This is a genomic window from Flavobacterium urocaniciphilum, assembly GCF_900110615.1.
GTDB classification, from domain to species: domain Bacteria; phylum Bacteroidota; class Bacteroidia; order Flavobacteriales; family Flavobacteriaceae; genus Flavobacterium; species Flavobacterium urocaniciphilum.
This window is the reverse complement of record NZ_FOEI01000001.1, coordinates 790,946-804,494: the sequence shown is the minus strand read 5'-3', so window position 1 is coordinate 804,494 and position 13,549 is coordinate 790,946. Positions and strand designations below refer to the sequence as shown.

Here is a 13,549-nt window from a genome sequence, read left to right as displayed (position 1 = left end):
TTATAAAATAATTATGGAATGATCTTCGTAAAAATAGATTTCTAGTAAGTCGCTACTTTTTATCCATTCTCCATCTTCAATTAATAGATTGAAAGGTTTATTAGTTTTGTTTAATATCCAATATTCAATAAATGAATTGGTTCCATGGGTAAAACTCTCAATGTTTCCTATTTTTTCAGAACCATCTTTAAGTAATAATTTTACTTTTTTATTACTTAGTTGTTCCCATTTTTCATAAATAATTTTGGTTTTATCTAGTTTCATATATTTAAATTTTATTTTTCTAAGGTCTGATAAGTTATCGCATTTATTTATTGGTGATTGTTACACAAACTTTTATTTATTTGCGATTTCATAATCTTCACGTTTTAATTCAATATTTGTTATGGGTTGATAGATAAGAGGAACTTGTTCTGTTATTACATCACTTTTATCTAAACCAAAAGCTTTTTCGTCTGAAATACCCATGTTTTTCAAGTATTTATATCCGTTTAATAATAAGTTGTCTTTGATAGTAAAATCATTTTCAACCGATAAATATTTTTCTAATACAACAAATTTGAAATCAGGTTCATTATTATATTTCGTTGAACCATCAGGTCTAATGTGTAGATTCAATTCTTTATTTGCGACTAATTCTTGTACGATTTTTTTAAAGTACAATTCTGTTTTTGGCTGAATTCTAAATCCAACATTAATATTGATTTTTATAACTTTATCATCAATTAATTCCGAAACATTATAGCTTAAAGTGTAAGGTTCATTAGTTCTGTTTAAGTGTAAAAACCAATAAACATCTGCTCGTTTCGGTTTTTTAGAAAATATGGATTTGATGATTTTAGACTCTATATGATGTCTTCTATCGGCTTTTGACAAGTAAATTAAATGTGTTGCAAATTTTGGAATTGAATCGTCTTCACTCAATTCGGCTAATTTTTGACTATATTTTCCTAATTCAGTAAAATTGGTATATCGATTATGAATTTTTCTAGCTTCGTACCAAACATACATTACCATAAATATTCCTAATTCAAAGAATAAAAACATCCATCTTTCTTTAATTTTAGCTACGTTAGCAATGAAAAATGAAGATTCTACAATTGCAAATAATCCAACAATTCCCCAAACCGCAAATTTGTTCCATTTTAATCGGTATCTTAAAAAATAACCTAATAATAGGGTAGTCATCATCATGGTTATAGTTATGGAAAAACCATAAGCAGCTTCCATGTGTTCTGAAGAGCGGAAATATAAAATCATTAAAACACATCCAAACCAAAGTACATAATTTACACTCGGAATATAAATTTGTCCTTTTGTTTCTGAAGGTTGACGAACTGCAACTCTTGGCCAGAAATTTAAGTTTATTGCTTCACTTATTAATGTGTAACTTCCACTAATTAAGGCTTGAGAGGCGATAATTGTAGCTAAAGTTGCTATTATGATACTTGGTAATAAAAACCAATCGGGCATTATTTCAAAAAAAGGATTTCTACCATTTAAAAAATCTTCCGTTTGATGCATAAGCCAAGCAGCTTGACCTAAATAACACATAACTAAGCTTGTTTTTACAAAAATCCAGCTAATTCTAATGTTTTTTATGCCACAATGCCCTAAGTCGGAATATAGTGCTTCAGCACCAGTAGTACAAAGAAACACTGAGCCTAAAAGCCAAAAACCATTTGGATATTGAGAAAGCATTTCATAAGCATAATAAGGATTTAAAGCATTGATAATATCAGGATGTAAAAAGATTTGACTAATTCCAACTAATAATAACATGCTGAACCAAATTGCCATGATAGGTCCGAAAAACTTACCAATTACTTGTGTTCCAAATCGTTGAAAAAAGAAAAGAATAGATAAAATTAAAACTACTAAACCGACTGTTACATTGTTTCCTGCAATAATAGTATCTTTTAAACCATCAACCATGCCTAAACCTTCTATGGCTGAAGCTACAGAAATAGGAGGTGTTATAATTCCATCAGCTAATAAAGTAGTTGCGCCTAAAACCGCTGGAATAACTAATTTTTTTCCGTATCGTCTAACTAAAGCATAAAGTGAAAAAATTCCACCTTCACCATTATTATCTGCTTTAAGTGTTAGCCAAATGTATTTAATTGAAGTTTGAATAATTAATGTCCAAAAAATAGCTGATACACCACCGTAAACTAAAATTTCTTCTATTTTTCGGTTGCCTATAACTGCTTTTAAGGCGTATAATGGACTCGTACCAATATCACCATAAATTATTCCTAATGCAACGAGTAAACTAGCTGCTGTGACTTTCTTCGAAAAGCCGTGTTTTGTTTCCATATTGATTTGTAAAAATATTATGGTACAAATTTCGGCCTTATCCTATTGGTAAAAGATAAAGAATGATATGTGAAGTATAAAGAAAATATAAAGATTTATTGGAAACGATATCCTACACCACTTTCTGTAATAATGTGTTCTGGAGCATTTGGATTGTCTTCAATTTTTTTACGTAAAGTTCCTACGAATACTCTTAAATATTGTGTTTCTGTTTGAGCGCCAACACCCCAAATTTCTTTTAAAATATACTGATGTGTTAATACTCTACCTTCATTTTTAACAAACAATGATAATAAATTAAATTCTGTTGCTGTTAGTTTTATGATTTCGTTGTTTTTTTTAACCGTATGAGATATTAAATCGATACAAATAGTACCGTAATGGTAGATTGTTTCTTTATTGTCAATGGTATTTCTTCGAACTGATGCTCTAATTCTCGCCATTAATTCAGCATTTCGAAATGGTTTGGTTAAGTAATCTGTTGCACCATTATCTAGGGCTTTTACTATGTCTTCTTCTTGATTTAAAACGGATAGAATAATAATCGATTTATTGTACCAAGTTCTAAGTTCTTTTAGCACTTCATGACCACTTTTATCAGGTAAACCTAAATCTAAAATAATAACTTCAGGAGTATGATTTGCAGCTAATAAAATTCCTTGTTTGCCATTCTCAGCTTGAATAACTTTATAGTCATTGCTTTCCAAAGTAATTTCAAGGAGTTTTCTAATTTGTGGCTCATCGTCAATGATAAGAATATCTGCTTTACTCATTTTTTAAATTATTTATGAATGTAGTCTCTACAGGTACAAAAATATCAAATTTTAATCCGTTTGGGGTTGTGTTTTTGACTTCAATTTTTCCATTTAAAGCGTCAACAAATCCTTTTACGATTGATAATCCAAGTCCAGTTCCACCAGTAATTGTTTGAGGCACTCTGAAAAATTTATCGAAAATATTAGGTAAATGCTCTTCTGGGATACCATTTCCAAAATCTTGAAAGGATAATTGAAGTATATTATTTGTTTGATTTATGTCAATATGTATTTTTTTGTTTTCCGGAGTATAGATTAATGCGTTTTTAATAATGTTAATCACAATTTGTTCTAAAAAGCCAATATCAATTTTACAAATAGGTAAGGAGTCGTTAATATGAAATTCTATTCTAGGATTGTTTTGAAAATTGTTTTTTATGATTCGAAATAATTCTTCATTTAAATCGCACCATTCTAATTTTGGGATAAGTAATTCCGATTCTAAACGACTCATGTTTAATAGATTTTCAACATGATGATTTAGTTTTATTCCTGCGATTTGAATTTCTTGAAGTAATAAATTTTTGTTCTCTAAAGAAATTTTATCATGGTATTCGTTTAAGATATCTGTACTTCCAATAATTGTTGAAATAGGAGTACGTAACTCATGTGATAATGAGTTTAATAAAGTATTGTAAAGTTGTAAAGTTTTTTCTTTTTCTTCTTTTTCTCTAGCTTTTTCTTCAAACTTTTTGACTTTAAAAAGTAATACAGCATTTATTAATGCAACAGCAAAATACATGATGAACATTAAAAAGTCTTCAGGGTTTGAAATGTGAAAAGTAAATACGGGTGGAATGAATAAAAAGTTCCACGAAAGTGCGCTAATTACTGCTGATAAAATTGTTGGTTTTATATCGAAAAACATAGCATGTATCGATACAACTAATAATAATATTAATGCAACAATTTTATAATTAATAAATTCTTTAAAGAAAAAACAGCCTAAAACAAATACAACCAATGTAAGCAATACCCATAAATATTGTTTTTCCTTTTTAATGGTATATATTTTCGAAAGATTCAAAATTTACTTTTTTCTTCTGGTGTCAATGATATGAACAATTTTCCAGATATTATTTTCTAATAACAAAGTAAAGGAATTTGTTCCAATGTGACTCAATTTTCCGTCAATATAAAATTCGTAAGGCGTCCACACTTGAGCCATAGTTCCATCAATTTGTATGTTGTAACTCAAAAGTCTTTCTTCCAATTTCATGTTTTTAGGAATAGATGAAATTGATTTATAAAATTCTTCATTGGTTTCAAACGTTAATTTACCAACTGCATTTTTCTCCATTATCGATTGTAATTTCATGTCTTTATGACAAATGGTTTGGATTTTTAACGTATCTCCAGTTTGCAATCCTTCAAAAAATACTGAAATAGATTGTTTAATTTGATTCTCCTGTTCCTTTTGGTTTGGATTTTTCTCTTGAGCAGAAACAAATAGACACATTCCGAATAATAATAATGCAAAAAACTTTTTCATAATATTGAATTTTTAATATTGGTATTATTTGTAGAAAAATTGTTACAATCCATAACTTTATATTAATTTTGTATGATAATTTTCAGAAAAGAGGTTAGCTCGAAAAATTTCTAACTTCTAACTTCTGACTTCTAATTTATAAAAGATGTCTGTAGCGAAAAGCGATTATAAAAGAGTTACTACAAAGTCTCTTTTTGATATGAAACAAAAAGGTGAAAAAATTTCTATGTTGACCGCATATGATTACACCATGGCTAAAATTGTAGATACTGCTGGTATTGATGTAATTTTAGTAGGTGATTCGGCAAGTAATGTTATGGCCGGACATGAAACGACTTTACCAATTACGTTAGATCAAATGATTTATCATGCTTCTTCAGTTGTAAGAGCCGCTGAAAGAGCATTAGTAGTTGTAGATTTACCTTTTGGAAGTTACCAATCGGATTCAAAAGAAGCGTTGCGTTCTGCTATTCGTGTTATGAAAGAAAGCGGCGGACATGCAGTAAAATTAGAAGGTGGAAAAGAAATTAAAGATTCTATAAAGAAAATACTTCAAGCTGGAATTCCAGTAATGGGACATTTGGGTTTAACACCACAATCAATTTATAAATTCGGAACTTATACAGTAAGAGCAAAAGAAGATGCTGAAGCTGAAAAATTAATTGAGGATGCCAAATTGCTTGAAAAAATTGGTTGTTTTGCTTTAGTGTTGGAGAAAATTCCTGCAGCATTAGCACAAAAAGTTTCTGAAAGTATTTCGATTCCCGTAATCGGAATTGGAGCTGGTGGTGGAGTAGACGGTCAGGTTTTGGTATTACATGACATGATTGGTATGACACACGAGTTTAGTCCAAGATTTTTACGTCGCTATATGAATTTATTCGATGACATGACAAAAGCAATCGGACAATATGCTGCTGACGTGAAATCGAAAGATTTTCCAAATGCAAATGAGCAATATTAATTAGACTTCATAGAGTTATAGAATCTTAGATATAATATAAAATTATTTGCATGCACAGATTTAAAGAATTAGAAATTTGGAAAAAAAGTAGATTGTTTTGTTCTAAAATTTACAATGAAACTTCAATTTTTCCACAAGATGAAAAATTCGGAATAATAAATCAATTAAGACGTGCATCCGTTTCTATTCCATCTAATATTGCTGAGGGTTCTTCAAGAAGTTCTAATAAAGATTTTGCAAGATTTTTAGAAATAGCAATTGGTTCAGCTTATGAAGTTGAAACACAACTATTAATTTCAGCAGATTTAGGTTTTATAAATGAAGAGAAAGTTAAAGAATTAACGGAATTGTTAGAAGAAATAATAAAAATGACTTCAAGATTTCGTTCATCGTTAAAATTATAATAATTAAAATATTTTGTAACTTTTAAAAAAAAATCTAAAAAGTCTAAGTTCTAAGAAGTCTAATATCCAAAATGAAAATCGTTTCCAATAAAAATAACCTCCAAATTCTTCACGAAGACAATCATATTATTGTCATCAATAAACGTGTGGGTGATATTGTTCAAGGTGATAAAACCGGTGACAAACCGCTTTCAGATGTTGTAAAAGAATATATCAAGGAAAAATATAGCAAGCCAGGAGAAGTGTTTTTAGGCGTGGTTCATCGTTTGGATAGACCAACAACTGGAATTGTAGTTTTTGCAAAAACGTCAAAAGCCTTAACGCGTTTGAATGAGACATTTAAAAATAGAGAAACTCAAAAAACATATTGGGCTGTTGTTAAAAATGCACCGCCAAAACAGGAAGATACTTTAGTGCATTATTTAAAGCGAAATACTAAAAATAATACCTCAAAAGCTTTTTCAAAAGAAGTTCCCGATTCAAAACAAGCTAAATTATCCTATAAGGTTATTAAAAAACTGGATAATTATTATGCGCTGGAAATCGATTTGCATACAGGTCGTCATCATCAAATTCGATCACAATTAACGGCAATTGGTTGCCCTATAAAAGGTGATTTAAAATATGGATTTGATAGAAGTAATGCAAATGGTGGTATTCATCTTCATGCTAGAAAACTAATATTAACACATCCCGTAACAAAAGAAACATTAGAAATTATTGCGCCAGTTCCAGATGAAACAGTTTGGAAATTAGTGTAATTTTATAATAATTAATTTCGTATTTTTGACGCTTAAAAATAAATAAAAAATGGCTAAAGTAACTTTAGGAGGAAATCCAGTAAATACAAATGCATCTTTACCAACTGTTGGTTCTGCTGCTCCACATTTCAAATTAGTAGGAAACGATTTATCTGAAGTTTCTTTACAAGACTTTAAAGGTCAGAGAGTTATATTAAATGTATTCCCGAGTATTGATACTCCAACATGCGCTACATCAGTTAGAACTTTTAACAAAATGGCTAGCGAATTAGAAAATACAAAAGTATTATGTATTTCTAGAGATTTACCTTTTGCTCAAAAACGTTTTTGTGGTTCAGAAGGATTAGAAAATGTAATAAATTTATCTGATTTTAGAAATGGAGATTTTGGAAAAGAATATGGTTTAACATTAATTGATGGTAAATTAACAGATTTACATGCTAGAGCAATTGTTGTAGTTGATGAAAATGGTATCGTTGCACATACAGAATTAGTAAGTGAAATTGCAAACGAACCAAATTACGAAGCTGCTTTAAAAGTATTGTAATTTATGATTCAAGACAAAAGATTTGTTTCTGGAAGAATTAAAAGTGTTGGCTTTGCTGTAAAAGGTGCTTATAAATTAGTTACTACAGAGCATAGTGTAATGGTGCAATTTTCCATAATGATCTTAATGGTTATTGCAGGTTTTTACTTTCATATTTCTAGAGAAGAATGGATGTTACAAATATTAGCATTCGGTTTAGTTTTAGCAATTGAAGGTTTAAATACAGCTGTGGAAAAAATTGCCGATTTTATTCATCCTGAATTTAATGAAAAAATAGGTTTTATAAAAGATATTGCTGCTGGAGCCGTTATGTTTGCTGCTAGTAGTGCTATTGCAATAGGTTTTATTATTTATCTTCCTAAAATTTTAATATTGTTCAATTAATGGCAAAAAAGGAAACATCAAATACATCCGAAAATAAATTGAGTAATACAATTTTTAAAACATCCAGAGGACAAAAGTTCGTAGTGGGTGTTTTGTTTGTTATTATTGCTATCATTTTATTATTATCGTTTGTTTCTTATTACATTTCTGGTAATAACGACCAAAGTCAGATTACAGAATTAGCAAATAGAGATGTAGTAGTAGAAAATTGGTTAGGAAAAATTGGCGCTTGGTTAGCTAATTTATTCTTACATCAAGGATTTGGAGTTTCTTCCTTTTTATTCGTTAAGATTTTCTTTTTAATTGGAGCGTATTTAATTGTTGATTTGCCTTTATCTAAATTAAGAAAAATCATTTTTTGGGACATATATTTAATTATTACCATTTCAATTTTATTTGGATTATTATGGGATTTTGTTCCTCATTTGTCAGGAATTATTGGTTTTGAAATCAACGATTTAATTCAAGATTATGCCGGTAAAATTGGAACTATATTATTATTAGTTTTCACCACGGTAATATTTTTAATTTTTAAAATTAAAATGTCACCAGATAAAATTAAAGATTATTTAGATGCAAAAGCTGCTGAAAAAGCAGAAGCAGATACTATAGAAGAAATAAAAGAAGATATTACAGAAACTATTGATGAGCCTGTTGTAGATGAATTTATTGAAAATCCAGTACTTCAACCAACGACTTATAAAAAGCCAATTATTGAGGAAGATGAAGATGATGAAGAATGGAAAAACATGCAAGTGGTTAAAAGACCTGAAACTACTTCCTTTGAAGTGGATAAAGAAGCTTTAAAGCCAACTATTCAACATCCTTCGGAAATTCATTTAGATTCACAACCCAAACCGGTTGTGGAAGAAGTTCCTCACAAAGAAGCTCAAATTATTGAAACTGAAGATGCTTCATTTGTTATTGAAAAACCAGAAGAAGAAGATATCGTTGAAGAAAGTTTAGCTCAAAAATTAGTGCAAGATTTTGGTGAATTTGATCCAACCTTAGAGTTGTCTAATTTTAAAATGCCTTCAATTGAATTATTAAAAGATTATTCAGGAGTTGGAATTACTATCAATCAAACCGAATTAGAAGAAAATAAAAATAGAATTGTAGAAACTTTAAAAAACTACAAAATAGATATTGCGAGTATAAAAGCTACTGTTGGTCCAACGGTTACTTTATACGAAATCGTTCCAGAAGCAGGTATTCGTATTTCTAAAATAAAAAGTTTAGAAGATGATATTGCTCTTTCTTTAGCGGCATTAGGAATTCGTATTATTGCACCAATTCCAGGAAAAGGAACTATCGGTATAGAAGTTCCAAACGCCAATCCGTCAATGGTTTCTATGAAAAGCGCTATTGCTTCTCCTAAATTTCAACAAGCAGAAATGGAATTACCAATCGCTTTAGGTAAAACTATTTCAAATGAAACGTTAGTTGTCGATTTAGCTAAAATGCCACACTTATTAATGGCTGGAGCAACTGGACAAGGTAAATCGGTAGGATTAAATGCCGTTTTAACATCGTTATTATACAAAAAACATCCTGCTGAAGTAAAATTTGTTTTAGTAGATCCGAAAAAAGTTGAATTAACGCTTTTCAATAAAATTGAAAGACATTATTTAGCGAAACTTCCGGATACTGATGAAGCAATCATTACTGATAACGCTAAAGTAATTAATACGTTAAATTCATTATGTTTAGAAATGGACAATCGTTATTCTTTATTAAAGGATGCGATGGTTCGAAATATTAAAGAATATAACGAAAAGTTTAAAAATAGAAGATTAAATCCAGAAAACGGTCACCGATTTTTACCTTATATTGTATTAGTTGTGGATGAGTTTGCCGATTTAATTATGACAGCTGGTAAAGAAGTAGAAACACCAATAGCTCGTTTAGCTCAATTAGCGCGTGCCATTGGAATTCACTTAATTATTGCTACACAACGTCCGTCTGTAAATGTAATTACAGGTATGATTAAAGCCAATTTCCCAGCTAGAATTGCTTTTAGAGTAACTTCAAAAATTGACTCAAGAACGATTTTAGATTCTGGCGGAGCCGATCAATTAATAGGACGTGGAGATTTATTATACACTCAAGGTAACGATTTAATTCGTGTACAATGTGCATTTGTTGATACACCTGAAGTAGAAAAAATATGTGAATTTATTGGTTCGCAAAAGGCTTATTCTAATGCTTATTTACTTCCTGAGTATGTTGGAGAAGAAAGTGGCATAAGTCTTGATATAGATATTTCCGAAAGAGATTCTTTATTTAGAGATGCTGCAGAAGTTGTAGTTACTGCGCAACAAGGTTCGGCATCTTTAATTCAAAGAAAACTTAAATTAGGATATAATAGAGCGGGAAGATTAATCGATCAATTGGAAGCAGCTGGTATAGTTGGACCTTTTGAAGGAAGTAAAGCCAGACAAGTTTTAATTCCAGATTTAACTTCATTAGAGCAATTTTTTAATAATGAACAAAATAATTTATAATAGGAGCATGAGAAATTTATTAAAAACGGCAACAATTTTTTTATTTTTAATAACATTAACAGCAGGAACTACAGCACCAGCAAAAGATAATAATAAAGCAAAAGCATTATTAGATAAAGTGGTTTCTAAAGCTAAGTCATATAAAAATATTGTTATTGATTTTAAATATTCCATTTATAATGCGAAAGAGAAAATCAATCAAGATAGTAACGGAAATGTTGCTATGGAAGGAAATAAGTATGTGTTAAACTTCATGGGAATTACAAAAATTTACGATGGGAAGAAAATCTATACTATTGTACCTGAAGATGAAGAAGTTACTGTTACGAATAATGATGAAAGTGATAAAAATGCCATTACTCCAAACAAAATATTTACTTTTTTCAAAAAAGGATTTAAATATTCTATGGATATTAAACAAACCATTCCAGGTAAAACGATTCAGTATGTAAAATTAACACCATCAAGTGTAACAGATACTAGAAAAGAAATTTTAATTGGAATTGATACTAAAACGAATCACATTTATAACTTAATTGAAACAGGTAAAAACGGAACAAAAACAACTTTAACAGTTTCTACGTTTAAATTTAACCAAGCTTTAGCAAAAAATCATTTTACCTTTGTAAAATCAAAATATCCAAATTATTATATCAATAAAGCAGATTAATAATTAAAAAAATAAATTAAATAAGTGGTTAATAGTATTTTAACCACTTTTTAAATTTTTCATTAAATGAAAATTATAGATAAATATTTATTAAAATCTTTCTTAGTTACGTTTACTTCTGTATTCGTAATTCTTTTTTTTATATTCGTTTTACAAAGTATTTGGTTGTTTATAGCCGAATTAGCGGGTAAAGATTTAGATTTTATTACCATTTTTAAATTTATTCTTTACTACTCACCAATTATGGTTCCTTTGGTTTTACCCTTATCAATTTTATTAGCCTCAATCATGACTTTCGGAAGTTTTGCCGAAAATTACGAGTTTGCAGCTATGAAATCGGGTGGAATTTCTTTAAATAGAGCTATGAAATATTTAATATTTTGTACTTTAATTTTCAGTTCAATTGGCTTTTTATTCGCAAATAATATCATTCCAGAAGCACAATATCGTTTTATCAATTTAAGAAAAAACATACTTCAAACCAAACCAGCAATGGCAATTGGAGAAGGTCAGTTTAATGAAATAGGAGAAACCACAACCATAAAAGTTGATAAAAAAACGGGTGATAACGGAGAGTTTTTGGAAGGGATTACCATGCATATGAAAAAAGGTGAATATTCACCTGTAACTACTATCATTAAAGCTAAAAAAGGAGTGTTAAAAAGTCAAGAAGACACTAATTTACTTCAGCTTGATTTGTTAGATGGTAATTATTACGAAGACATTCAACCTCAAAAAATTGAAGAACGTGCTAAAATGCCTTTTGCAAAAAGTAGTTTTAAAAAATATACAATCAATATTGATTTAGCAAAATTAAATGGATCTACTGAAGAAGGTGGTGGAGAAATTGTGAACGCTCATAACATGTTACCAATGGGCGAATTAAAATATACCATAGATTCATTACAAAGAAATTACAATAAAGATGTGGTTTCCTATAGTGATAATATTGATCAAAAAACTCAAAGTTTAACAGATGCACTTCAATTAAGTCAACCAACACCAATGGTAACTGAAACAAAAAATGGAGCAACTGAAGACTTGTTATCTCTTTTTCCAAAAGAAAACCAAGGAATTTTATTAGATGTAGCTAAAAGCAATGTTTCAAATACCATTTTTTCTTTAGACAATTATTATACTGATTTAGAAATGAAAAAGAAGTATATCAATGACTTCTGGATTGCCTATTATGATAAAATTATTATTGCGTATTCTTGTCTTTTAATGTTTTTTATTGGTGCACCATTAGGAGCTATTATTAGAAAAGGAGGAATTGGATTGCCAATTGTATTTGCAGTATTAATTTTTATTACGTTTAACTTCGCCAATACTTTTGGGAAAAAATTAGCTGGGCAAGATGCCTTACATCCATTTATTGGTGTTGCAGCAGGAGCGATAATACTAACTCCATTTGCAATTTTATTTACGTATAGAGCTACAAATGATATGGGATTAACAATTGATTTAGATTGGTTAATTAATCCGATAAAAAATATCATTAATAAAATAATAAACAACGGACAACAACAAAACACACAAACTAATGAGTAATACAATACAACTCAACACAATTGAAGAAGCAATTGAAGATATTCGTCAAGGTAAAATAATAATTGTAGTTGATGATGAAGATAGAGAAAATGAAGGTGATTTTTTAGCAGCAGCCGATAAAGTAACGCCAGAAATGATCAACTTTATGGCGAAACATGGAAAAGGATTAATTTGTGTTCCTTTAACCGAATCGAGATGTAAAGATTTAGAATTACATTCAATGGTTACAAACAATACCGATAATATGGAAACTGCATTTACAGTTTCTGTAGATTTAAAAGGTAATGGAGTAACAACAGGTATTTCTGCTTCAGACAGATCTAAAACAATTGAAGCTTTAGTAAATCCTGAAACTAAACCTTATGAATTAGGTCGTCCAGGACATATTTTTCCATTAATTGCAAGACAAGGTGGGGTTTTAAGAAGAACAGGGCATACCGAAGCAGCTATTGATTTTGCAAGATTAGCTGGATTTTCTCCCGCAGGTGTAATTTGTGAAATCATGAATGATGATGGAACAATGGCTCGTTTACCGGAATTAGTTGAAGTGGCTAAAAAATTCGATTTGAAATTAGTTTCAATTGAAGATTTAGTACGTTACAGAATGCAACATGATAGTTTGATAAAGAAAAAAGAAGATTTTGAAATTCAAACTAAATTCGGAAAATTCCGATTAAGAGCATATTTACAAGTTACCAATAAAAAAGTACATATTGCTTTAACAAAAGGAAGTTGGAAAAAAGGTGATGAAGTGTTAACGAGAATCAATTCAACTCAAATTACAAATGATATTCTAGGTAATTTAACGTTTAATGAAGATCAGCATTTGAAACGCATTTTCGATAAAATTGAAAATGAAGATAATGCCGCTATTTTATTCATTAATCAAGAATTACAATCTACAGATTTATTAGATAGATTAACAGAATTAAAAAAGCTACAAGAACAAGGAACAATGGAAGCACCAAAAATAAAAATCGATACTAAAGATTTTGGAATTGGAGCTCAAATTTTACACGATATTGATATTACTAAAATAAAATTGATGACCAATTCGTTTCAACAACGCAGAGTGGGTATGATTGGATACGGTTTAGAAATTACAGATTATTTAGAATTCTAATAATTAAAAAAGGGC

General features: G+C 29.5%; 14 protein-coding genes. 9 read left to right on the top strand and 5 right to left on the bottom strand.

Annotated features, from left to right (window positions below):
* From BMY86_RS03845 to BMY86_RS03825, 5 genes are all read right to left on the bottom strand, one after another.
* Complete coding sequence (locus BMY86_RS03845; protein WP_091465373.1) at nucleotides 1-264, bottom strand: hypothetical protein; 264 nt, start codon at nucleotides 262-264, stop codon at nucleotides 1-3.
* Nucleotides 265-336: 72 nt separating this feature from the next.
* Nucleotides 337-2,319, bottom strand: a complete 1,983-nt coding sequence (locus tag BMY86_RS03840) for a KUP/HAK/KT family potassium transporter (protein ID WP_091465370.1) — start codon at nucleotides 2,317-2,319, stop codon at nucleotides 337-339.
* Nucleotides 2,320-2,414: 95 nt separating this feature from the next.
* Nucleotides 2,415-3,092 carry a response regulator gene (locus BMY86_RS03835; RefSeq protein WP_091465368.1) on the bottom strand — a complete coding sequence of 226 codons (678 nt, stop codon included), beginning with the start codon at nucleotides 3,090-3,092 and terminating at the stop codon, nucleotides 2,415-2,417.
* Nucleotides 3,085-4,161 (bottom strand): sensor histidine kinase, encoded by a 1,077-nt coding sequence (locus tag BMY86_RS03830; RefSeq protein WP_245745596.1) that lies wholly within the window; start codon nucleotides 4,159-4,161, stop codon nucleotides 3,085-3,087. Before BMY86_RS03830 ends, BMY86_RS03835 begins: the two co-directional genes overlap by 8 nt.
* 3 nt (nucleotides 4,162-4,164) lie before the next feature.
* Nucleotides 4,165-4,626: a nuclear transport factor 2 family protein gene (locus BMY86_RS03825; protein WP_245745595.1), complete on the bottom strand. Its 462-nt coding sequence runs from the start codon at nucleotides 4,624-4,626 to the stop codon at nucleotides 4,165-4,167.
* A 145-nt stretch (nucleotides 4,627-4,771) separates the two neighbouring features.
* On the opposite strand from BMY86_RS03825, the gene panB reads away from it, so the two are divergent.
* The 9 genes from panB (at nucleotide 4,772) to ribB (ending at nucleotide 13,534) form a co-directional block, all read left to right on the top strand.
* Nucleotides 4,772-5,590, top strand: coding sequence for a 3-methyl-2-oxobutanoate hydroxymethyltransferase (panB, locus tag BMY86_RS03820; RefSeq protein ID WP_091465367.1), 819 nt, complete (start codon nucleotides 4,772-4,774; stop codon nucleotides 5,588-5,590).
* 50 nt (nucleotides 5,591-5,640) lie between these two features.
* Nucleotides 5,641-5,994 carry a four helix bundle protein gene (locus tag BMY86_RS03815; RefSeq protein WP_091465366.1) on the top strand — a complete coding sequence of 118 codons (354 nt, stop codon included), beginning with the start codon at nucleotides 5,641-5,643 and terminating at the stop codon, nucleotides 5,992-5,994.
* A 71-nt stretch (nucleotides 5,995-6,065) separates the two neighbouring features.
* Nucleotides 6,066-6,755, top strand: coding sequence for an RluA family pseudouridine synthase (locus tag BMY86_RS03810; protein WP_091465364.1), 690 nt, complete (start codon nucleotides 6,066-6,068; stop codon nucleotides 6,753-6,755).
* Nucleotides 6,756-6,804: 49 nt separating this feature from the next.
* Nucleotides 6,805-7,302 carry a thiol peroxidase gene (gene tpx, locus BMY86_RS03805; protein ID WP_091465361.1) on the top strand — a complete coding sequence of 166 codons (498 nt, stop codon included), beginning with the start codon at nucleotides 6,805-6,807 and terminating at the stop codon, nucleotides 7,300-7,302.
* A 3-nt stretch (nucleotides 7,303-7,305) separates the two neighbouring features.
* Entirely contained in the window at nucleotides 7,306-7,686 is a 381-nt protein-coding gene (locus BMY86_RS03800) for a diacylglycerol kinase family protein (protein WP_091465358.1), read from the top strand.
* Entirely contained in the window at nucleotides 7,686-10,190 is a 2,505-nt protein-coding gene (locus BMY86_RS03795; protein ID WP_091465356.1) for a DNA translocase FtsK, read from the top strand. The genes BMY86_RS03800 and BMY86_RS03795 overlap by 1 nt, the downstream gene beginning before the upstream one ends.
* A complete protein-coding gene (locus tag BMY86_RS03790) occupies nucleotides 10,171-10,860 on the top strand; it encodes an outer membrane lipoprotein periplasmic chaperone LolA1 (protein ID WP_091465353.1) in 690 nt (229 codons plus the stop codon). Before BMY86_RS03795 ends, BMY86_RS03790 begins: the two co-directional genes overlap by 20 nt.
* 66 nt (nucleotides 10,861-10,926) lie before the next feature.
* Nucleotides 10,927-12,411: an LptF/LptG family permease gene (locus BMY86_RS03785; RefSeq protein WP_091465351.1), complete on the top strand. Its 1,485-nt coding sequence runs from the start codon at nucleotides 10,927-10,929 to the stop codon at nucleotides 12,409-12,411.
* The gene (ribB, locus tag BMY86_RS03780; RefSeq protein WP_091465349.1) at nucleotides 12,404-13,534 is read left to right on the top strand and encodes a 3,4-dihydroxy-2-butanone-4-phosphate synthase; all 1,131 of its coding nucleotides are present in this window, start codon (nucleotides 12,404-12,406) and stop codon (nucleotides 13,532-13,534) included. Before BMY86_RS03785 ends, ribB begins: the two co-directional genes overlap by 8 nt.
* Nucleotides 13,535-13,549 lie beyond the last annotated feature (15 nt).

What these genes read in the sequence shown, in the direction of transcription:
- BMY86_RS03845 (WP_091465373.1), bottom strand. Translation starts at nt 264, where the DNA reads ATGAAACTAGATAAAACCAAAATTATTTATGAAAAATGGGAACAACTA.
- BMY86_RS03840 (WP_091465370.1), bottom strand. Translation starts at nt 2,319, where the DNA reads ATGGAAACAAAACACGGCTTTTCGAAGAAAGTCACAGCAGCTAGTTTA.
- BMY86_RS03835 (WP_091465368.1), bottom strand. Translation starts at nt 3,092, where the DNA reads ATGAGTAAAGCAGATATTCTTATCATTGACGATGAGCCACAAATTAGA.
- BMY86_RS03825 (WP_245745595.1), bottom strand. Translation starts at nt 4,626, where the DNA reads ATGAAAAAGTTTTTTGCATTATTATTATTCGGAATGTGTCTATTTGTT.
- panB (WP_091465367.1), top strand. Translation starts at nt 4,772, where the DNA reads ATGTCTGTAGCGAAAAGCGATTATAAAAGAGTTACTACAAAGTCTCTT.
- BMY86_RS03815 (WP_091465366.1), top strand. Translation starts at nt 5,641, where the DNA reads ATGCACAGATTTAAAGAATTAGAAATTTGGAAAAAAAGTAGATTGTTT.
- BMY86_RS03810 (WP_091465364.1), top strand. Translation starts at nt 6,066, where the DNA reads ATGAAAATCGTTTCCAATAAAAATAACCTCCAAATTCTTCACGAAGAC.
- tpx (WP_091465361.1), top strand. Translation starts at nt 6,805, where the DNA reads ATGGCTAAAGTAACTTTAGGAGGAAATCCAGTAAATACAAATGCATCT.
- BMY86_RS03800 (WP_091465358.1), top strand. Translation starts at nt 7,306, where the DNA reads ATGATTCAAGACAAAAGATTTGTTTCTGGAAGAATTAAAAGTGTTGGC.
- BMY86_RS03795 (WP_091465356.1), top strand. Translation starts at nt 7,686, where the DNA reads ATGGCAAAAAAGGAAACATCAAATACATCCGAAAATAAATTGAGTAAT.
- BMY86_RS03790 (WP_091465353.1), top strand. Translation starts at nt 10,171, where the DNA reads ATGAACAAAATAATTTATAATAGGAGCATGAGAAATTTATTAAAAACG.
- BMY86_RS03785 (WP_091465351.1), top strand. Translation starts at nt 10,927, where the DNA reads ATGAAAATTATAGATAAATATTTATTAAAATCTTTCTTAGTTACGTTT.
- ribB (WP_091465349.1), top strand. Translation starts at nt 12,404, where the DNA reads ATGAGTAATACAATACAACTCAACACAATTGAAGAAGCAATTGAAGAT.